At 56.9% G+C, this 18,821-nt stretch carries 17 protein-coding genes, 1 tRNA gene and 3 pseudogenes; 9 read left to right on the top strand and 12 right to left on the bottom strand.

Annotation, left to right across the window (positions count from 1 at the left end; all coding sequences use genetic code 11):
- The first annotated feature begins 136 nt into the window (after positions 1-136).
- The 3 genes from GE543_RS01845 (at position 137) to GE543_RS01835 (ending at position 2,371) form a co-directional block, all read left to right on the top strand.
- The gene (locus tag GE543_RS01845; RefSeq protein WP_153220408.1) at positions 137-1,150 is read left to right on the top strand and encodes an isopenicillin N synthase family oxygenase; all 1,014 of its coding nucleotides are present in this window, start codon (positions 137-139) and stop codon (positions 1,148-1,150) included.
- A gap of 1 nt (position 1,151) precedes the next feature.
- Positions 1,152-1,538 carry a glyoxalase gene (locus GE543_RS01840; protein ID WP_153220406.1) on the top strand — a complete coding sequence of 129 codons (387 nt, stop codon included), beginning with the start codon at positions 1,152-1,154 and terminating at the stop codon, positions 1,536-1,538.
- A 179-nt stretch (positions 1,539-1,717) separates the two neighbouring features.
- Positions 1,718-2,371 carry a lytic polysaccharide monooxygenase auxiliary activity family 9 protein gene (locus GE543_RS01835; protein ID WP_057406984.1) on the top strand — a complete coding sequence of 218 codons (654 nt, stop codon included), beginning with the start codon at positions 1,718-1,720 and terminating at the stop codon, positions 2,369-2,371.
- Positions 2,372-2,574: 203 nt separating this feature from the next.
- On the opposite strand, the gene GE543_RS01830 is transcribed toward GE543_RS01835, so the two are convergent.
- Positions 2,575-3,606: a methionine synthase gene (locus GE543_RS01830; RefSeq protein WP_016568266.1), complete on the bottom strand. Its 1,032-nt coding sequence runs from the start codon at positions 3,604-3,606 to the stop codon at positions 2,575-2,577.
- Between the two features lie 27 nt (positions 3,607-3,633).
- Positions 3,634-4,617 (bottom strand): DUF1852 domain-containing protein, encoded by a 984-nt coding sequence (locus GE543_RS01825; RefSeq protein WP_153220404.1) that lies wholly within the window; start codon positions 4,615-4,617, stop codon positions 3,634-3,636.
- An 898-nt stretch (positions 4,618-5,515) separates the two neighbouring features.
- Here GE543_RS01825 and GE543_RS01820 point away from each other — a divergent pair.
- Positions 5,516-5,728: pseudogene (locus GE543_RS01820) on the top strand (hypothetical protein); the annotation flags it as partial.
- 234 nt (positions 5,729-5,962) lie between these two features.
- Here the strand turns inward: GE543_RS01820 and GE543_RS27715 are convergent.
- From GE543_RS27715 to GE543_RS01785, 9 genes and pseudogenes are all read right to left on the bottom strand, one after another.
- Positions 5,963-6,826: a methyl-accepting chemotaxis protein gene (locus tag GE543_RS27715; protein ID WP_371927081.1), complete on the bottom strand. Its 864-nt coding sequence runs from the start codon at positions 6,824-6,826 to the stop codon at positions 5,963-5,965.
- A pseudogene (locus GE543_RS27710) lies at positions 6,821-7,582 on the bottom strand (MCP four helix bundle domain-containing protein); the annotation flags it as partial. The pseudogene GE543_RS27710 and the gene GE543_RS27715, both read right to left, overlap by 6 nt.
- A gap of 99 nt (positions 7,583-7,681) precedes the next feature.
- Positions 7,682-7,877 (bottom strand): annotated as a pseudogene (locus tag GE543_RS27705) (hypothetical protein); the annotation flags it as partial.
- Between the two features lie 95 nt (positions 7,878-7,972).
- Positions 7,973-8,058 (bottom strand) — tRNA-Leu (locus GE543_RS01810).
- Positions 8,059-8,225: 167 nt separating this feature from the next.
- Positions 8,226-9,296 (bottom strand): DNA topoisomerase IB, encoded by a 1,071-nt coding sequence (locus tag GE543_RS01805; protein ID WP_003346397.1) that lies wholly within the window; start codon positions 9,294-9,296, stop codon positions 8,226-8,228.
- 89 nt (positions 9,297-9,385) lie between these two features.
- Entirely contained in the window at positions 9,386-10,474 is a 1,089-nt protein-coding gene (gene modC, locus GE543_RS01800; RefSeq protein ID WP_153220402.1) for a molybdenum ABC transporter ATP-binding protein, read from the bottom strand.
- Positions 10,475-10,477: 3 nt separating this feature from the next.
- Positions 10,478-11,158, bottom strand: a complete 681-nt coding sequence (gene modB / locus GE543_RS01795; protein ID WP_153220400.1) for a molybdate ABC transporter permease subunit — start codon at positions 11,156-11,158, stop codon at positions 10,478-10,480.
- Positions 11,159-11,926 (bottom strand): molybdate ABC transporter substrate-binding protein, encoded by a 768-nt coding sequence (gene modA, locus GE543_RS01790; RefSeq protein ID WP_153220398.1) that lies wholly within the window; start codon positions 11,924-11,926, stop codon positions 11,159-11,161.
- 101 nt (positions 11,927-12,027) lie between these two features.
- Positions 12,028-13,107: a nitronate monooxygenase family protein gene (locus GE543_RS01785; RefSeq protein ID WP_153220396.1), complete on the bottom strand. Its 1,080-nt coding sequence runs from the start codon at positions 13,105-13,107 to the stop codon at positions 12,028-12,030.
- A 135-nt stretch (positions 13,108-13,242) separates the two neighbouring features.
- Here GE543_RS01785 and GE543_RS01780 point away from each other — a divergent pair, with 135 nt between their 5' ends.
- Positions 13,243-13,902: a TetR/AcrR family transcriptional regulator gene (locus tag GE543_RS01780; protein WP_153220394.1), complete on the top strand. Its 660-nt coding sequence runs from the start codon at positions 13,243-13,245 to the stop codon at positions 13,900-13,902.
- A gap of 49 nt (positions 13,903-13,951) precedes the next feature.
- Positions 13,952-14,935, top strand: a complete 984-nt coding sequence (locus GE543_RS01775) for an MDR family oxidoreductase (protein WP_153220392.1) — start codon at positions 13,952-13,954, stop codon at positions 14,933-14,935.
- 5 nt (positions 14,936-14,940) lie between these two features.
- On the opposite strand, the gene GE543_RS01770 is transcribed toward GE543_RS01775, so the two are convergent.
- Positions 14,941-15,405, bottom strand: a complete 465-nt coding sequence (locus GE543_RS01770; RefSeq protein WP_153220390.1) for an antitoxin Xre/MbcA/ParS toxin-binding domain-containing protein — start codon at positions 15,403-15,405, stop codon at positions 14,941-14,943.
- A gap of 222 nt (positions 15,406-15,627) precedes the next feature.
- Here GE543_RS01770 and xerC point away from each other — a divergent pair, with 222 nt between their 5' ends.
- From xerC to GE543_RS01755, 3 genes are all read left to right on the top strand, one after another.
- A complete protein-coding gene (xerC, locus tag GE543_RS01765; protein WP_153220388.1) occupies positions 15,628-16,593 on the top strand; it encodes a tyrosine recombinase XerC in 966 nt (321 codons plus the stop codon).
- Between the two features lie 334 nt (positions 16,594-16,927).
- Positions 16,928-17,320 carry a cupin domain-containing protein gene (locus GE543_RS01760; protein WP_153220386.1) on the top strand — a complete coding sequence of 131 codons (393 nt, stop codon included), beginning with the start codon at positions 16,928-16,930 and terminating at the stop codon, positions 17,318-17,320.
- The gene (locus GE543_RS01755; protein WP_153220384.1) at positions 17,313-18,812 is read left to right on the top strand and encodes a methionine--tRNA ligase; all 1,500 of its coding nucleotides are present in this window, start codon (positions 17,313-17,315) and stop codon (positions 18,810-18,812) included. Before GE543_RS01760 ends, GE543_RS01755 begins: the two co-directional genes overlap by 8 nt.
- Positions 18,813-18,821 lie beyond the last annotated feature (9 nt).

Here is an 18,821-nt window from a genome sequence, read left to right as displayed (position 1 = left end):
TTTAACCGTCGAAACAGCTAACTGCTTGTATGAACGATGAATTCTTCCAGTGGCATGCTTTCTGCTCTTGCCTCGCTGATCTTCACCCTTGTAGGTGAGCCTTTTCAGCAGCGTGTCAGCGAGAGGAAACAGCCGTATGACTCTGCACTATGTGCCCATTATCAACCTGGCCCCTTATTTTTCAGAAGACCCGGACGGCAAGGCCGCTGTAGCCAAGGCAGTCAATCAGGCGTGCAGGGACATCGGGTTTCTGGTCATCACCGAGCACCAGATTCCCGGAGAGCTTATCGACAGGGTCTCGCGTTTGACCCGCCAATTCTTTGATTTGCCGCTGACGGAAAAGCGCAAGGTAGATCGGCCCAGCCCGGAGATGGTGCGGGGGTACAGTGCGGTGGCCGAGGAGAGCCTTTCCTATTCTCTGGAGGAAAGTGCGCCGGGGGATCTCAAGGAGTCTTTCTCCATCGGGCCGAGCGATGTGCCGGATGAAGATTATTATCACAATGCCCAGGCCGGCTCGCACTTCGCACCGAATGTCTGGCCTGCGCAAAACCTGCTGCCCGGATTCAAGGAGGCTTATCAGGCCTATTTCGATGCCATGAGCGAGTTGGCTCAATCGTTGATGCGCCTGTTTGCCCTGGCATTGGAACTGGATGAGTGTTTTTTCGATGACAAGATCGACCGGCATATCAGCATGTTCCGCAGCCTGAGTTATCCGGACATCAAGACCGAAGTCGAGGCTGGCCAGTTACGCGCCAGTGCGCATACCGACTACGGCAGTCTGACGATAGTGCGCCCTGATAACGCGCTGGGCGGCTTGCAAGTACGTAATCGTCAAGGCGAGTGGGTCGATGTGCCGTATGTCGAGAATGGTTTTGTGGTCAACATTGGCGATCTGATGATGCAGTGGACCAACGACCAGTGGATTTCCACGCTGCATCGAGTGGTCAACCCGCCCATGACCAGCGAGCAGGACAATCGTCGACAGTCTCTGGTGTTTTTCCACCAACCCAACTACGACACGTTGATTCAATGCCTGCCAGGCTGCCTGCAACCTGGCGCCACACCTCGGCATGCGCCGGTTACATCAGGCGATCATTTGCTGTCCAAGTTCGTCAAGCAGACCACTTTTGGCGGCAGCAAGGTGGCCTGATATGAACTCATTGTCTTACGTCAACGTGTTCGCGCAGGACATCGTCCGCCTGAGCACGTTCTACTCGAACCTGTTCGGCTTTCGCGAAATCGAGGCCATCAGGTCACCGATCTTTCGCGGACTGGACACCGGCAAGTCCTGCATTGGTTTCAACGCACTGGATGCGTACGAGCTGCTTGGCCTGGAAGCGTTTGCAGGCAGCACGGGGTGCAGGTTCTTGCTCAACATCGACGTGTCCGACCAGGCCGAGGTGGACCGACTGGTGCCGCTGGCAGTGACGCAGGGCGCAATACTGGTCAAGGAACCGTATCTGACCTATTACAACTGGTATCAGGCCGTGCTGCTGGACCCTGAGCAGAACGTCTTTCGCATTAACGTGATGCTCTGAAAAGCTAATGCCGAGTATGGAGTGGAGAGCGGGCTGGCTTGGCTAGCTTCCCGCACCCTTGTTTCAGGGTTTTATGGAAAAATCTACTCGCTGAACTGCTAGCTATTCCGTTCAGGAAAGCAGGTCTTCAATTGGGTAACAGGCAAGGTATGCCTGATTTAATAATTGAGGATAGGGACATGAGTGATGCTACCACCACGGGAGTTAAACACGGGCGGATTACAGACCCTGCAACGAGGGGCTCTTATGCAATGGATCAGAGCTGGGTACTGGAGTGGCACCTGCATGGGATAGAAAGCGGCAAAAACTTTCCGGATACCATTGGAGGTGAATTCGCTGGTTTTAAATCTGATGTTCCCAGTGCGGAGCCTCCAAAGGATGGCCTTATAGTGAGCGGAGGTTGGACCGACGAGCGTGAGTGCTTGAATTATACCGATAGAGAGGTCGCAGACAGACTGGTAGCCGAGGGCAACGCTGAAGGCTGGCCTCGCCAAGGTGTGAAAGGTGTCAGCACTTTTATGGTGACTTGGCGGTATGAGGCACCGCATGTGACGCGTGGTTATCGCTGGTTCATTACTAAAGATGGCTGGGATGAGAGCACTCGATTGACGCGTGCCCACTTTCAAGAGAAACCTTTTTACGAAGAGATCTCTCTTCTTGACCCGTATAGCGAGCACCGTGAAGAACTTGCTCCGAAAACAGAGATCTCTGCAGTACTGCCAGAGGGCAAACAAGGTCACCACGTCATCCTTCTTCTCTGGATCGTTGCTGAATCACCGATGGCATTTTATCAGACGCTTGATGTCGATTTTGACAAGCCGCCCGTTAAGTAGTGAACGCTACGCGTCTCGAAGCTTCCAGAATCCGTTCTATTGGGAAGGTGTAGACGAGAAGGACAGGGTGCAAGCGACCAGCGAAGCGTTGGCCATGCGTGTTCTGCATAAGGAATAGATGATCAGAAAGCCCGGCTTCAGCGCCGGGCTTTTTTGTGCAAGCCAGGCCTGAGTATCGCCTACTGACTTGCGTACGTAGCCGATCACTGGCTCAAGAGTTCTTTGCGGACGATGTCTGCCCCTGCACTTAACGCGCGCAGCTTGCCGCTGGCGACATGACGAGGGAGAGGGGCCATTCCGCAGTTGGTGCAGGGATAGAGTTTGTCGGCGTCGACGAATTTAAGCGCTTTCCTTAGCGTGTTGGCGACTTGCTCAGGCGTTTCAATGGCATGGCTTGCCACATCAATGGCTCCTACCATCACTTTCTTGCCTCGAATGAGTTCAAGCAGATCCATAGGGACGTGCGAGTTGTGACATTCCAACGAGATGATGTCGATACTGGAGTTTTGCAGCCTGGGAAAGGCCTCTTCGTACTGTCGCCATTCGGAGCCCAGCGTTTTTTTCCAGTCGGTATTCGCCTTGATGCCGTAGCCATAGCAAATATGCACGGCCGTTTCACATGTAAGCCCTTCAACTGCCCTTTCCAGGGTGGCGACGCCCCAGTCATTCACTTCATCAAAAAACACATTGAATGCAGGCTCATCAAACTGAATAATATCAACCCCGGCAGCCTCTAGCTCTTTGGCCTCCTGGTTGAGGATTTTGGCAAATTCCCAAGCCAGTTTTTCACGATTTTTATAGTGAGCATCGTAGAGGGTGTCAATCATCGTCATTGGTCCGGGCAAGGCCCACTTGATAGGCTGCCTGGTTTGCTGGCGTAGAAATCTTGCGTCTTCAACAAAAACTGGTTTTCGGCGAGCGACAGCACCCACCACCGTTGGCACGCTCGCATCATAGCGGTCTCGAATTCTAACGGTCTCGCGCTGTTCAAAATCGACGCCATCGAGATGCTCAATAAATGTAGTTACAAAATGCTGGCGCGTTTGTTCACCGTCGCTGACGATATCAATATTGGCCAGTTGTTGTTCTTGCAGCGACAAACGTAACGCATCCTGCTTACCTTCAACCAGTTCTTCCCCTTGCAATTTCCACGGTGACCAGAGTGTCTCAGGTTGTGCAAGCCAGGAAGGTTTAGGCAAGCTGCCAGCAGTGGAGGTGGGCAAAAGTTTTTTCATGAAAAATCAACCTTGGTTTTTAAATGATCAAAGAATGCAGCTTGCGGACCACTGATCCAGAAGGGGCTGATAGGGTTTGATAAAGTGCTCTTCAACAAATTTCCCTTGCTTTATAGCCAGCTGACTTCGCTCCTCGCGGTCGTACACAATGCGGGTCAACGAGTAATCGTTATTTTTCAAGCTAGGTTGATAGATTTTTCCTGCCGTTGAATTTGCGTTATAGATCTCAGGGCGATAAATTTTCTGGAAGGTGTCCATCGTGCTGATGGTGCTAATAAGCTCCAGATTGGTGTAGTCACCCAGCAAATCGTCCGAGAAATAAAACGCCAGAGGCGCAACGCTGTTCGGGGGCATGAAATAGCGGACCTTTAAGCCCATTTTCATGAAATACTCATCCGTCAACGAGTATTCGTCCTGCTGGTATTCATACCCTAAAACAGGATGCTGATTCTCGGTCCGGTGATAGGTTCTGGCGCTCGATACACTCAGGCAGATAACAGGCGGTTTGTCAAAATGCGCTTTGTAGCTGGTTGAATTGACAAAGCTTTTGTAGAGTTTTCCGTGCAGATCTCCGAAATCTTCTGGCGTGCTGAGCCCGGACTGGTTTTCTTTGTGCTCTGGTAATCTCACGCTGAAATCATAGTCTCGTACGTAGGAAGAGAAGTTATTTCCTACCATTCCGTTAATATGCGTATTGGTTTTTCGGTCAATGATCGTTGTCTTCAAAACCTCAATTAACGGAATGGCAGAGTGATCACCTTCAGCATCGATATTCATTTCCGCAGAGACAATGTTCAGCGCCAGCGTATAACGATCGCCTTTAGGGTTGTCCCAGTGCGCCAGGGCATTGAAGCGATTGTCGATCATCTTCAAGGTATTACGTAAATTCTCTCGGCGACTTTTTCCCCTGGCCAGGTTCGCAAAATTAGTCGTGACTCGGGTAGTGTCTGAGGGTGAGTAATTCTCATCAAAACAAGTACACTTGATAGAAAATGTGAATTCTTTTTTCATCTAGGCTTGGCATCCTTCCTTACGAGGCAACGCCCGGATAGGCGTCTTGCCCCTTTTAGCGTTGACTGATGTCTGTGTCTTCGATCAGCAGCCGTTATTCTGCTGAGGGTGAAGAGCTGTAGGGATTTTAGGTCGGTTGCCTACATGAACAAAAACGAATTGATTTCAATAAATCATTAGTCACGCTCATGATTGCCCTAAGGGTATGCAGGTCTCTGGGAGGGGGGGCGGTCAATATTCAGCGTGGTCGATGTTGATGGTGAGTGATTCTCGATGTCTGCATGGACAGACAGATTTTGGCGAGGTCATGGAAAGCACCACAATTCGGGATGAGGTCTATGGCCCGCGCAATTGATGTATCGATCGCCCAAGCCCAGTCTCACGGCTTGGCTTTTCCATGACTGCGATTTACTCAGATCCCTCGGAACGTCTGGTTGCCAAGTTCAGCGAGGGCCTTATTCGTACCTGTTTTCCCTGTGCAACAGTCGGCTTAGAGTCTTTTATGTGTGATGGCGCTTTGATATTGCTCTGGTATGTGTTAATAAATCCTTTCCGAGGTTTGGAAGGGAGATTCACATGAAACCCGATTCACTTAGGATTAAGCATTTATTGGACCTGCTCCCGAGTTACGCTGCTTCTAGCGGGATTCATCTTGATGATCTTCTTGAAAAGTGGAGATCATCCAGTGGAAATATTACGAGACCCCTAGAGGAAGCTGAGTTTTTCTATCTGGCAAACCGCTGTGTTGATTCAGGCCTTCTTTTAGTTTCTAGAGATTGGGTTATCCAGATAACTCGATCCGGTCAAGATTATCTCGATCCCAAGACGAAAAAATTTGGCCGGGTTTAACTGAGCCATTTTTTTCTGACAAGGCTCGCCCTACTGGCGGGTCTTTTTTATTTCAGGGGTAAAGAGGGATCCGAGCGACCTTGGCCCAGGCAAAGCTACTTGGCTGACCGGGCGGTACAGGCACAATCCTGCTGGGTGACTTCTTGTGGTTGAGAAAAGTCCTCTCCAAGGATGCGACCGATCGCGACATGGACGTGCCGATATCGACACCGTCCGCATGCTTAACGAACTGATCGACTCCGAACGGGTGATCCGCAAAAAAAGGATGGAGGGGCTTTGGTGTAGTCGCTGATCGGTATTCGCTCCCGTTCATGTCCTGGATGTATTCGCATGGGATGACAATGCTGTATGGGGGCGATGTGATTTCACACCAGTCTAGCGGCGTGCCGTCTTCGCGCCTCAAGCGAGGCGGAAGATCTTTGCGCAAGCACATAGGCATCTGAATGCGCTATTGTCAGATGCCTACTATATACACACGCGTTCTGATCAACTTTATTCAGGTCTTGAACTTATTGACCAATACTCCAAATGAGGCGGCAAGTCGAGAAAGCTCTGCACTCGAGGCATTGGTTTGGTGCGCGCCAGTTGCAGTCTGAGTGGAGATATCTTGAATATTAATCAGGTTTCGGTCCACCTCTCGAGCTACGTGAGCTTGCTCTTCGGCGGCACTTGCGATCACGAGATTTTTCTCATTAATCATTGAGACACCTTCGGTGATTCTGTCTAGCGCGTGACCTGCCTGAATCGCTTGATCACGGGTTTCTCCTGCAAGGCTCCTACTGTTATTCATAGAGATCACTGCTTCATCCGCACCCGCACGAATTTGGGCCATCATAGCCTCAATGTCTGCGGTCGACGCCTGCGTTCGGTGCGCAAGGGCGCGCACTTCATCGGCGACTACCGCAAAGCCGCGACCCTGCTCGCCAGCCCTGGCTGCCTCAATTGCGGCATTCAAGGCCAACAGGTTGGTTTGCTGGGCTATGGACTGAATAACTGCGAGAACGCCTGTGATCTCATTGACTCTCGTGGCGAGTACCGTGACCTTTTCAGTCGATTGAGAAATCTGCTCTGCCATAGTATTAACCGATCCAACGGCATTCTTTACTTGATCACGTCCTTCAATAGCACTGCGGCTAGTTTCTTCAGAGGACTCAGACGCGCCTGAGGCATTGCGCGCTACCTCCTCAACCGCTGCTGTCATCTCGTTCACCGCCGTAGCGGCTTGCTGGATCTCATCGTTCTGGCGTATCAGTGCTTTGGAACTCTCCTCCGTAACTGCATTCAACTCTTCTGACGCAGAGGCCAGTTGATCAGCCGCATTGGCAATTTCTTTAATAGTATTTCTTAGGTTAACTTGCATCGTGCTCAGTGCTGATTGCAGTGTGCTGATCTCGTCATTCCCGGTGACATCAATTTGTTGAGAAAGGTCGCCGTCGGCCACTTGTTTTGCGGTCCGTAGAGCCCCCAAAAGCGGTCGAGTGATCGAGCGTGTGACCAATAAGCCCAGAATAATTGCAGCAACAAACGCGATCACTACGCCTATGCCCAATGACCCGTATGCGACGCTCGAAGTCTTCGCGGCTTCTATAGCGACGTCATCACTCTGGCGCTTGTTAGACGCTACTATTATTTTTAACTCATCGTTTGTTTTCTTGTAGGCAGGATCCACCTCTTGTGCGAACATCTTGTTCGCGCTTTCAAGGTCACCTTTCGCCGCTAATTCGATCACGCGAGAGGATGCGTTAATGTACGCTGGCCAGTCTTTTTCAAACTGATCACCCGCCGCTCTTTCATCGTCTTCCAGAGGCGTTTGCCGATATGCATTGAAAAGTTGTTCTACTTCTTTTTGATTATCTGCTAAGGACTTCAACGTCTCGTCATATTTGGCTTGGTCTGCCTTTGCAAATTTATACAGCAGTGCGCGGTGCAAGTCGCGATAATGCGCTATCGCATTTGAGCGTGCATTACTCGTGTTGTACACAGATACGAGGTTGTTACTGACGATCCCATCTACGCTGTTTTTGAGGCCTGTGATACCCGTGTATCCGACAAGGCCGACACCTAGTGTGACAACTGCGCATACCACAAACGCAGAAATTAGGCGCGTTGATAACATAGTGCCGCGTAAGAGATTCATCGTAGTGTAGCCTTCCTTGATTTCCCTATCCGAACTAGAAGGGTCATGCAATCGTATCGGCCAGCTACTGCCGTTCCTTCAGTGGCTGGCGACAAGCGGTTCAGCCCTGCACCCGTTGTTCAAGGCAACCGCTTGAGTGAGAGCTACCATGGGCGGCGGGGTAACGCTTTTGCCGCACATGTGGACCTGCTGCGGTGACCAGAGCCAAGGTTGGTGCCGGTTCGCCCGCGCCGCTGACGCTCTCGGTCCCGTAATAACTGATCAGGAACACGGCAAAGAGTTTTTAGGAATTGCAGACCACAACTGTTGTTGCGGACCAAAACAAAAAGGGCCTACTGAGCAAAATGCCCCGTAAGCCCTTTATATATGTGGTGCCCCGAGCCGGGGTCGAACCGGCACGTCCAAAGGACGAGGGATTTTAAGTCCCTTGCGTCTACCAATTTCGCCATCGGGGCGGTAGCGCCAAGAGCAGGGAATATATACACCCGGCCCCCATGAAGCAAGCTTGAAAGCGTCTCGAAAGGTGCAAGACGCTGCTTTTTTGTCTGTCAGAAATGCTTGGCAAATCATGAAGCTACGAAATTTTATTGGCGCAAAGGCTGACGTGCCGCGGTCAGGCGGCTCAGGCTTTGCTGTCTTTCACCACCGCATCCTTAACCACAGCCTCGACCTTGTCAGCCAGTATTCGCAGGTAGCTCGCCAGGGCGACTTCTTCCAGGCGCAGGCCTTTGCGTTGTCGGGAGCGGGGGAGTTTGGCCAGGTTGCCGAGCAGGAAGCCTTCCAGAACCGCCGGGTGGATGTAGCATTTTCGGCAGATGGCGGGGGTGTTGCCCAGTTGTTTCGAGACTGCCTTGACCATGTCGACGATGTGCCGTTTGGCGTCGGCCTCTGGCTCCCAGTGCAGTTTTTGCAGCGTTGCCAGTGCCAGCGCGCTGGCCGCCCAGGTCCGGTAGTCCTTGGCGGTGAAGTCCGAGCCGGTGAGGCTTTGCAGGTAGGCATTGATATCCGATGAGGTCACCGCGTGGCGCACGCCGTCTTCGTCCAGGTACTGGAAGAGGTTTTGTCCGGGCAGCTCCATGCAGCGCTTGATAACGTTGGCCAGACGCCGATCCTTGACGCTGACTTTATGCTCGACGCCGCTCTTGCCGCGGAATTCGAAGAGGATCTGGCCGCCTTTGACTTCGACGTGCTTGTTGCGCAGGGTGGTCAGGCCGTACGAGCGGTTTTCCTTGGCGTACTGGCTGTTACCGATGCGGATCAAGGTTGCGTCCAGCAATGAGATGACCGTCGCCATGACTTTTTCCCGGCCCATGCCCGGCTGGGCGAGCTGTGCTTCGATCTGCTTGCGCACTTTGGGCAGCGCATGGCCGAACTCGATCAGCCGCGAGTATTTGTCCTGATCACGTATTTCGCGCCAGCGCGGATGGTAGCGATACTGCTTGCGTCCGCGGGCGTCGCGTCCGGTGGCCTGCAGGTGACCTAACGGGTCGGCACAGATCCACACTTCGGTGTAGGCGGGCGGCACTGCCAGAGCGTTGATGCGCTTGATCTCCGACTCGTCCTTGATGCGCTGACCCTGAGTGTCGAAGTACGCGAATTTGCCGCGCAGTACCTTGCGTGTAAGGCCCGGTTGAGTGTCGTCTACGTAATGCAGTTCACTGGCGGGCTGGCTGATGGCAGTCGAGTCAGGCATGGCTAAGTTCCAAAGGCAGTTAAAAACACTGACCTCGGCCTTTTACGGTGGTGCCGTTTATTTGCTGCGTGGCTGTTTTTTTCGAAAGGTCAGGCCAGCACCGCGACCGCCTTGATCTGCGCCCAGAGCGACTGGCCTCTGTGCAGGTTAAGTTGGTCGCTGGAATAGCGAGTGATGCGCGCGAGCAGCGGCGTGCCGCCAGCATCCAGCTTGACCAGCACGTGTGCCGAATTGTCGGCCAGCGCTTCCTCGATCACCGTGACCGGTAAGCGGTTGAGGATGCTGCTCTGGTAATCGGGTTGCAGGTTGAGGCTGACGTCACGGGCCTGGACCTTGATGCGCAGCAGGGTGCCGACCTGCATCTGCGCGTGGGCGACGCGCATGCTCAGTTTGCTGTCGGGCAGCGTCACGGTGAGCAACTGGTAATGCTGATCATAAGCGCTGACCGTGCCTTCGATGACCACCCCCGCATCACTGCCCATCGCCAGCGGAAGGTCCAGCCGCGCCAGGGTTTCGTGGATCGGACCGCTGGCCAGCACGTTGCCTGCGTCGAGCAGCACCAAGTGGTCCGCCAGGCGTGCAACTTCATCCTGAGCATGGCTGACGTACAGCATGGGGATGTCCAGTTCCCGGTGCAGGCGCTCCAGGTACGGCAGGATTTCACCTTTGCGTCGGGTGTCCAGCGCCGCCAGCGGCTCATCGAGCAGCATCAGCCGCGGGCTGGTCAGCAGGGCGCGGGCGATGCCTACGCGCTGGCGCTCGCCACCGGACAGCTTGTCAGGGCTGCGCTGCAGCAGGTGATCGATGCCGAGCAGTTCGCTGGCCTGCGGCAGTTGAATATGGCGCTGCTGGCGCGGGACACGTTTCATCCCGAACTCCAGATTGTCCCGCACCGACAGATGCGCGAACAGGCTGGCTTCCTGAAACACATAGCCGATCGCCCGCTTGTGCGGAGCCAGGAAAATACCTTTTTCGGTGTCCTGCCAGACTTCATCGTGAACGCGGATGAAGCCCTGATCGGCTTTTTCCAGGCCGGCGATACAGCGCAGGCAGGTCGTCTTGCCCGAGCCGGAAGGCCCGAACAGCGCTGTAATGCCCGACCCCGGCAGGCTAAGGTCGGTACGGACGGTGAAATCCGGGTAGGCCATCTGCAAGCGGACTTCTATCGGCGACGCCATGGCTCAGCGCCATCCCGTTCTGGATTTGCCGCTGGAATACAACGCCAACAGCACCAGAAAGGAAAAGACCAGCATCGCGCCGGCCAGCCAGTGGGCTTGCAGGTATTCCATGGATTCGACGTGATCGAAGATCTGCACCGACACCACACGGGTTTTCTCGGGAATATTGCCGCCGATCATCAGGACCACACCGAACTCGCCGACCGTGTGTGCGAACCCGAGTATGGCCGCAGTGATAAACCCTGGTTTGGCTAGGGGCAGAATCACGTGAAAAAAGGTGTTCCAAGGGCCGGCCCGCAAGGTGGCTGCGACCTCCAGAGGGCGGGTGCCGATCGCTGCGAACGCGTTCTGCAGCGGCTGCACGACAAAAGGCATCGAATACAGAACCGAGCCGATCACCAGCCCGGCGAAGCTGAAAGTCAGCGTGCCCAGCCCCAGGCTTTGCGTGAGCTGACCCACCGCACCGTTGGGGCCGAGCAGCAGCAACAGGTAAAAACCGATAACGGTTGGCGGCAGCACCAGGGGCAGGGCGACCACTGCGCCAATCGGCCCCTTAAGCCACGAATCAGTGCGCGCCAGCCACAGCGCAACGGGCGTGCCGATGATCAGCAGGATGACAGTGGTCAGCGACGCGAGTTTCAGCGTCAGCCAGATCGCCGCGATGTCGGCACTCCCCAGCGGCATTTACAGCTGGTATCCGAAGGACTTGATGATCGCGGCGGCTTTCGGGCCCTTGAGGTACTCGACCAGCGCCTTGGCAGCGGCGCTGTCCTTGCCTTTGTTGAGGATGACCGCGTCCTGCTTGATCGGGTCATGCAGGTCATCCGGTACGATCCAGGCCGAGCCGCTGGTCAGTTTGCCATCCTTGTAGATCTGCGACAGGGCCACGAAACCCAGCTCGGCGTTGCCGGTGGACACGAACTGGTAGGCCTGGGTAATGCTCTGACCTTCGACGATCTTGGCTTTGGTGGCTTCGGTCAGGCCCATTTTGCTCAGTACCTGAGTCGCTGCCAGACCGTAGGGCGCGGTTTTGGGATTGGCGATGGACAAGTGTTGATACTGATTGGCCTTGAGCACCAGGCCCTTGCTGTCGACATAACCATTCTTGGCTGACCACAACGCCAGTGTTCCGACCGCGTAGGTGAAGCGCGAACCCTTGACGGTGTCGCCTTCCTGCTCAAGTTTTGCCGGCGTGGCGTCGTCAGCCGAGAGGAAGACCTCGAACGGCGCGCCATTCTTGATCTGCGTATAGATCTGACCGGTAGCGCCAAACGCGGCGACGAGCTTGTGGCCGGTGTCCTTCTCGAAGTCAGTGGCTATCGCCTGGATCGGCGCGGTGAAATTGGCCGCCACGGCGACTTGCACTTCGTCGGCAGACGCATGGGCTGCAGCAGAGGCGGCAAAGGCCAGCACGGAGAACTTGAGAATGGCGCGTAGCGTGGTCGTTCGCATGAAACAGCTCCTTGATGATGAAAATGCACGCCATCGAGATAAGGGCGTTTCGCTATATAGATAAATATATAGCGTCAGCCTGTTGTTCTGAAAGCACTGTTTTATCGCGGAGACAGAATTTTCAGCGCATTTTCAGCCAGTTGCCGCGTCAGTTCGGTGGCTCCCAGCCAATGTTTGATACCGACTGCCTGGCCTGCCCAGAGGTTCACGAAGTCACTGCTGCCCAGTTTTTCCGCCTGCGCACGCAGCGGCATCAAGGCACCGCCCGCCAGCGGAAACGCCGGGGCGAGCGGGCTGATGGGGCCGGCTTCGCGCATGATCCGATTGACGATGCCTCGCGCCGGACGCCCGGTGAAGAGGTTGGTCAGCGCGGTCTGGCTGCCCGAGGCATCGTGCAGCGCTTGACGGTGCAGGGCGCTGACGCTGGCTTCCGGGCAGAACAGATACGCGGTCCCGACCTGTACCGCCGAAGCGCCCAGAACAAATGCCGCCGCGACACCGCGACCGTCTGCGATACCACCTGCGGCGATGACCGGGATGCTTGTGGCGTCAGCGATTTGCGGGACCAATGCAAAGGTGCCGACCTGGGTGTGCAGTTGATCGCTGAGGAACAGCCCCCGATGGCCGCCTGCTTCGTAGCCCATGGCAATCACCGCGTCGCAGCCGTGTTGCTCCAGCCAGATCGCTTCTTCGACCGTGGTGGCTGACGAGATGATTTTTGCACCGGTGGCCCGGACCCGGTCCAGTAACGATGGCTGCGGAAGGCCGAAATGGAAACTCACCACTTCCGGCCTCAAGCGCTCGATGAGCGTGCAGCTGTCGCTGTCGAAAGGTGTGCGGTTGGAGACCGGTGTTGGCGCATCGAAATCGGCACCCAATTCCTCGTAATAGGGCTTGAGCGACTGCTTCCAGCGTTCAGCGCGCTCGGCATCGTCGGCCGGAGGCTGATGGCAGAAGAAATTCAGGTTCAGCGGGGCGTTGCCGGTCTGTTGCCTGAAAGTCGCGACTTCCTGGTCGATTTTCTCGGGAGTGAGCATGGCGCAGGGCAATGCCCCCAAGCCGCCAGCCTGAGCCACCGCAATGGCCATCTGCGATCCGCTGGCGCCCGCCATGGGGGCTTGCAACAGCGGCAGTTCGATGGCGAACAGTTCAGTGATGCGGCTATCTGGCCATTGGCTCATGTGGTTCTCCGGCAGGCATTCGGCAGACGCTCATTGAGCGCGAGAATGGCGTGAATGGCAAACGCCACGTCGAGCGTCGGCAAGCCGGCAGGGCCATTCGGTTGACATAAAAAACGATCGGTCTACTATTCGTGCATGACTCAGCCAACTATCCCGCTACCGACTCCCTCACTCGCCAGGCCCCGGCTTCCCGGCCGGCCGCCGAAGGTTGATCGCGATAACCTCGAGACCCGCGAGGCGCTGCTGCGTCGAGGTCTGGAAGTGCTCACCGAGCAGAGTTTTTCGGCCACAGGGCTGGATTACATTCTCAAGGAAGTCGGCATTCCCAAAGGGTCGTTCTATCACTACTTCCCCAGCAAGGAAGCCTTTGGCCGGGCGGTGCTGGATGAGTACGCGCGCTATTTCGCGCAGCGGCTGGACCGTTGGCTGTTGGATGAAGCGCTTTCGCCACTGGAACGACTGGTCGGCTTTGTACAGAGCGCCAAGGGCGGTATGGCGCGACATGACTATCGACGCGGTTGCATGGTCGGCAATCTGGGCCAGGAAATCAGTCTGTTACCGGACGGATTTCGCGAGGTACTGGAACAGACGCTGCTGGACTGGCAGTCAAAGCTGGCGGGTTGTCTGAGGGCTGCGCAATCAATGGGCGAGCTGGCTGCAGACGCTGATTGCGATGAGCTGGCCGCGTTTTTCTGGATCGGCTGGGAGGGCGCAGTGCTACGCGCCCGGCTGGTTAAAAGCGCTACACCGTTGAACACGTTCATTGCCGGCTACCTTCGTGGTTTGCCGCAATGATTTCTCTTCAGGGCTATTTAAAGACGATCAGTCTAAATTGGAGGCGCATATGTTCAAGGGCATCTTGATCGACAAGGATGAGGCGGGATACCACGTCAATCTGACCGACATCGACGAAGCGCGGCTGCCCACGGGCGACGTGACGATCAACGTGTCGCACAGCACGCTCAACTACAAGGACGCGCTGGCGATCACCGGTCAGAGCCCGATCGTGCGCAGCTTCCCGATGGTGCCGGGTATTGACCTGGCCGGTACGGTCGAAGCCAGCGATACCCCTGAGTTCAAGGTCGGGGACAAGGTTCTGCTCAATGGCTGGGGCGTCGGCGAAGGGCATTGGGGCGGGCTGGCGCAAAAGGCCCGGCTCAAGAGCGAATGGCTCATTCCTTTGCCAGAGGCCTTCACGCCGGCGCAGGCGATGGCCATCGGCACGGCGGGCTACACCGCGATGCTCAGTGTCCTGGCATTGGAAAAGCACGGCTTGACCCCGGACCACGGTGATGTGCTGGTCACCGGCGCCAATGGTGGGGTCGGCAGCTTTGCCATCGCCATCCTGGCCAGGCTCGGCTATCGGGTCATTGCCTCCACCGGGCGGGCCTCGGAAAGCGACTACCTGCAGCAACTCGGCGCCGCGCAGATCATTGACCGGCAAACCCTTTCGCAGCCTGGGCGACCGCTGGCCAAGGAGCAATGGGCGGCGGCAGTCGACTCTGTCGGCAGCCATACATTGGCCAACGTGTGCGCCGGTATTTGTTATCGCGGCGTGGTGGCGGCCTGTGGTCTGGCGCAGGGCATGGAGTTTCCGGGGTCGGTTGCGCCGTTCATTCTGCGCGGCGTCACGCTGGCTGGTATCGACAGCGTGACCCGCCCGCGCGCGGATCGGCTGGAAGCCTGGTCGAGGCTGGCGAGCGACCTGGACATGTCGTTGCTGTCGCTGATCAGCCGTGAAGTCGGCTTGAGCGAGGTGATCGACCTCGCGCCGCAATTGATTGCAGGGCAGGTTCGTGGGCGGATCGTGGTGGATACTGCACGCTGAGTGAATCACGGCGCGTCGGCACTGGCACACTCGAGTGCGACCAGTGCGCGATGCGCTTGCGTCGTGCCGAGCCCGGTTTCGCATAATTGCAACGGCGTGCGACCGCTGAATGAGGTGTTGCGGGCAACCAGCCATTGGCCGGCACGCTCGGGCGTTGCAAATACCTGCAGGGCGTGGCTGGCAATCATCGCCACACGGTCCAGGCGTTCGGAGGCCACCATGTCCAGTGACTGCTGTTGGCGCTGGCGCCGTTCGAGGGTTGAAATCGATGCGTTGAACAGCGCTTCCATTTGCCGGGGGCCAAGGGCCAGCGCGTCCCGCACTGCGCGGATCCAGCGAGGCGCAAAGCCCGCCTGAATATTCGTCAGGCGTTCGGTTTCGCTGCGCCGACTGAGCTGGTGGGTCAGCAACCAGAAACTGGCCGCCGCTTCACGACGGCCACTTGTTTTGCTGGCAGAGGAAGGAATCAAGGTGCGTGCCGGCCTTCGGTGGCGGAAAGGACGGCCAAGGCTATCTCAGGCGACGCGTCGTTCAAGCGGCAGGATGTTACCGGGCGTTGCCTGACGGGAAGGTGGTGCGCTGCAGCGCAGGTGTCGCACCAGAGCCCTCGTGCTAAAGTCGGTCGCCTGAATACGAATGAAAAGCGCCGTGGCTGTTGGCACGCGCTTGCACCAGAAAAGGCGTCGCTTTCTATGCCGCACGACCCTCACACCGATCAGGACGCACGCGTCGTCAGCCAGCCTTCGCTGCCCGACGTCAACAAGCCGCTGCGCCTCTACCTCGACCGCCTGGCACCTTCAAGCCGCCTGACCATGACCTACGTCCTGCAGGATGCGGCAGACCGGCTGGGCATGGCTGACGTCGATATTCATGATATTCCCTGGCACACCCTGCAACCTGGCCACGTTACCGCGCTGGTCGCAACGCTGCGTCAGGATGACTATGCGCCCAATACCACCTCGCTGTATGTGAACGCCATTCGCGGCGTGATGAACGAAGCCTGGCGGCACGACCTGATCAGCCACGATCAGTTGTTGAAAATCCGCTCGATCAAACCGGTCAGCGGCACGCGGCTGGTCAAGGGCCGCAACATCCGTCGCACGCTGATTCGTGAGTTGATGGAAGCCTGTGCTGCCGACCCCAGGCCGCAAGGGCGTCGCGATGCCGCGATCATTGCCATTCTGTATGGCTCGGGGATGCGCAAGTCCGAGTCGGTCAACCTCGACCTTTCCCAGATCGATTTCGCCGAGCGCAGCCTGCGCGTGCTGGGCAAAGGCAACAAGCAACTGATCAAGTACGCCCCCGAATGGGCCTTCAAGGCGCTTAACGACTGGCTGGCGTTGCGCCGGTCGTGCCTCCCGCCGGGGCAGGGCGACGACCCGTTCCTGTTCAACCGGATCCGCCGTGGCAGCCATATCACCCGCGACAGAATCACCAAGCACGCCATTTACTTCATCGCCAAGCAGCGCGGGCGCCAGGTGGGTGTGAACATCATGCCCCACGATTTTCGACGTTCGTTCATCACCCGGGTGATCGAAGAGTTCGATCTGTCGATTGCCCAGAAGCTCGCGCATCACACGCACATCTCGACCACCGCCAGTTACGACATGCGCAGTGACAACGAGCGGCGCAACGTTGTGGACCGGTTTGATCTTTGAGCAAAAAAAAAGCCACCTCGCGTAAACGGGGTGGCTTAAAAGATCTAACCAAAGGAGTGATGAAGCAGAGCAGAGATTCACCGGCATCGCGATGCGGATTCGCGGGGCCGGGAGAAATGTTCGTTCATCGCCGGCAACGTTAACACCGCCGTCCCCGATTCAGTTATCAGCGTTATCGATAGCCGTCATTGTCAAAAAAAATAGGACGGCGGGCCTGCCTGCGGATCGCCATCCAAAAACTGGATAGTTCGACCCTGAGCTATCCGGCAATCGGATAGCCAACAATTGGCAACAATTCCATGCTTTGCCGCACTTGAAACGTACGGGACTGAGCATGGAAAAGTTCGACATACACCGTAAAACCCGATTCGACTCGTTGGTACATGAGTACGGTCTGGATGGCAGCCGCCTGCTGCCGTGGGAAGGCTATCCGATGCCGTTTGCTGGCGGCTGGTGCGTGGTCCGTCCGGGCACCTGCAGCGAGGCACACACCCAGATCGATCAGGAAATCTTCATTGCCATCAAGGGCAGTGCGCGTCTGGTTGTCGGTGACCGGCAGATGGATTTCACCGTTGGCGATATCGCCGCCATTCCGAAACACACCAACCATTACGTCATCAACGATTCTGCCGAGGACTTCCACTTTTATGTGGTCTGGTGGGACATGAACTACGTCAACGCGTTCGTGGCGCAGCACAGCGAGACCACGGGGTGCCTCAATGAGTAAGTTCATTGTCACCATCACGCCACCGACCCCCAACGGCGACTTGCACATAGGCCATATCGCCGGGCCCTTTCTGGCCGCTGATGTGTTTACCCGCGTGCAGCGTCAGCGTGGCCACGAGTGTGTGCTGGTGTCCTACTCCGACGACTACCAGTCCTACATGCTGCGCAAAGGGCTGGAGCAGGGCATCGACCCGGTGGAGCTGGCCGGGCGCAATTCCGACCGCATCGAGGCCTCGCTGGCGGCCATCAACATACAGCCCGACAACTGGATGCGCCCTCACGACAACCCGTGGTTCGCCGAAGCGGTTGGCGAGGTGTTCGGTGCGTTGCGTGATGCTGGCGCGATCGAATGTCGGGATTCCAGCGAGCCGTATTGCCCTGATTGCGACGTCTGGGGCTACGAGGCCTTTGCCCGGGGCAACTGCAATTACTGCGGTGCCGAGTCCGACGCCAGTCAGTGCGAGAACTGCGCCCAGGCGCCTGACGCCGAGCTGATGACGGACTTGCGCTGCAAGCTCTGCAGTCAGCCCTCGCAATGGAAAAACGTCCATCGCGCGTTTCTGAAACTGGCCGGGTTCAAGCCGCAGTTGCGTGACCGCCTGCTGGGCCAGTCATGGCGCAAGCCGCTCGACAGCTGGTTGCGCGACAGCCTGGAGCACCTGCATGACTGGGGCGTCACACGCTCGGGCGACGGCGGGCTCGACCTGCAGGCCGACGGCTCGTGCCGGGTGCACACCTGGTTCATGGGGCTGGCGGGCTATATGGCGGCATTTCGGGAGTATGCCGACCGCGTCGGGCGTCCGGAGCTGTTTCGTCAGTACTGGCAGTCAGGGCAGGGCACGCTGGTGCATTTTCTCGGCTTTGACTGTGTGTTCAGCCACGCCATCGTCTATCCGGCGCAACTGACGGTGCTGCGCGACATCAAGGTCCGCCAGCGCTTCATGCCCAACCAGTTTCTCAAGCTGGACGGCCTGAACCTGTCGACCAGCCGCAACCATGCGATCTGGGTCGGCGACCTGGCCCGTGAAGCCTGCGCCGACAGTGCGCGCCTGTATCTGGCGAGTATCGCGCCGGAGGAAAGCGAAGGTGATTTCCGCCTGGCGCAGTTCCTTGCATGGCGTACAGAGGTGTTCAGCGAGTTTTTCCCGGCCTTGCTTGACGCCGGCAGCAACCGCGACGACCACTGGTGGAGCGGCCTCTGCGGGGCAGACGCCGGACTGCTGGAAGCGTTGCGCGTGCAGTGGAGCAAAGCCTCAGAGCCTGCGCAGTTTTCGATGAAACGCATGGCTCAGGTGCTGCTCGACGCGATCGCCATCACTCGCGCGCGTCTGGCCGAAGGTCGCCCGGTCAGCCATCTGGCGGCTTTCATCGCAGTGGTTGGCAAGGCGCTGATTCCGGACATGTCAGCGCAGATCATCAGCGCGTACGGACTGCCTGAAGCCCGCGTCCACGCCACGCTCATGAACGGCCCGGCCGCTGAATACTCCATCTGAACGGATTCA

The sequence above is a fragment of the Pseudomonas sp. SZ57 genome (assembly GCF_009495975.1).
GTDB lineage: Bacteria > Pseudomonadota > Gammaproteobacteria > Pseudomonadales > Pseudomonadaceae > Aquipseudomonas > Aquipseudomonas syringae.
Note: the sequence above shows the minus strand (reverse complement) of the source record. Positions and strands in the feature narration are given on the sequence as shown.

Coding starts and splice junctions, on each gene's coding strand:
- GE543_RS01805 (WP_003346397.1), bottom strand. CDS start 9,296: ATGCCTGACTCGACTGCCATCAGCCAGCCCGCCAGTGAACTGCATTAC.
- GE543_RS01755 (WP_153220384.1), top strand. CDS start 17,313: ATGAGTAAGTTCATTGTCACCATCACGCCACCGACCCCCAACGGCGAC.
- GE543_RS01840 (WP_153220406.1), top strand. CDS start 1,152: ATGAACTCATTGTCTTACGTCAACGTGTTCGCGCAGGACATCGTCCGC.
- GE543_RS01780 (WP_153220394.1), top strand. CDS start 13,243: ATGACTCAGCCAACTATCCCGCTACCGACTCCCTCACTCGCCAGGCCC.
- xerC (WP_153220388.1), top strand. CDS start 15,628: ATGCCGCACGACCCTCACACCGATCAGGACGCACGCGTCGTCAGCCAG.
- GE543_RS01845 (WP_153220408.1), top strand. CDS start 137: ATGACTCTGCACTATGTGCCCATTATCAACCTGGCCCCTTATTTTTCA.
- GE543_RS01825 (WP_153220404.1), bottom strand. CDS start 4,617: ATGAAAAAAGAATTCACATTTTCTATCAAGTGTACTTGTTTTGATGAG.
- modC (WP_153220402.1), bottom strand. CDS start 10,474: ATGGCGTCGCCGATAGAAGTCCGCTTGCAGATGGCCTACCCGGATTTC.
- GE543_RS01785 (WP_153220396.1), bottom strand. CDS start 13,107: ATGAGCCAATGGCCAGATAGCCGCATCACTGAACTGTTCGCCATCGAA.
- GE543_RS27715 (WP_371927081.1), bottom strand. CDS start 6,826: ATGCAAGTTAACCTAAGAAATACTATTAAAGAAATTGCCAATGCGGCT.
- GE543_RS01830 (WP_016568266.1), bottom strand. CDS start 3,606: ATGAAAAAACTTTTGCCCACCTCCACTGCTGGCAGCTTGCCTAAACCT.
- modA (WP_153220398.1), bottom strand. CDS start 11,926: ATGCGAACGACCACGCTACGCGCCATTCTCAAGTTCTCCGTGCTGGCC.
- GE543_RS01775 (WP_153220392.1), top strand. CDS start 13,952: ATGTTCAAGGGCATCTTGATCGACAAGGATGAGGCGGGATACCACGTC.
- modB (WP_153220400.1), bottom strand. CDS start 11,158: ATGCCGCTGGGGAGTGCCGACATCGCGGCGATCTGGCTGACGCTGAAA.
- GE543_RS01760 (WP_153220386.1), top strand. CDS start 16,928: ATGGAAAAGTTCGACATACACCGTAAAACCCGATTCGACTCGTTGGTA.
- GE543_RS01835 (WP_057406984.1), top strand. CDS start 1,718: ATGAGTGATGCTACCACCACGGGAGTTAAACACGGGCGGATTACAGAC.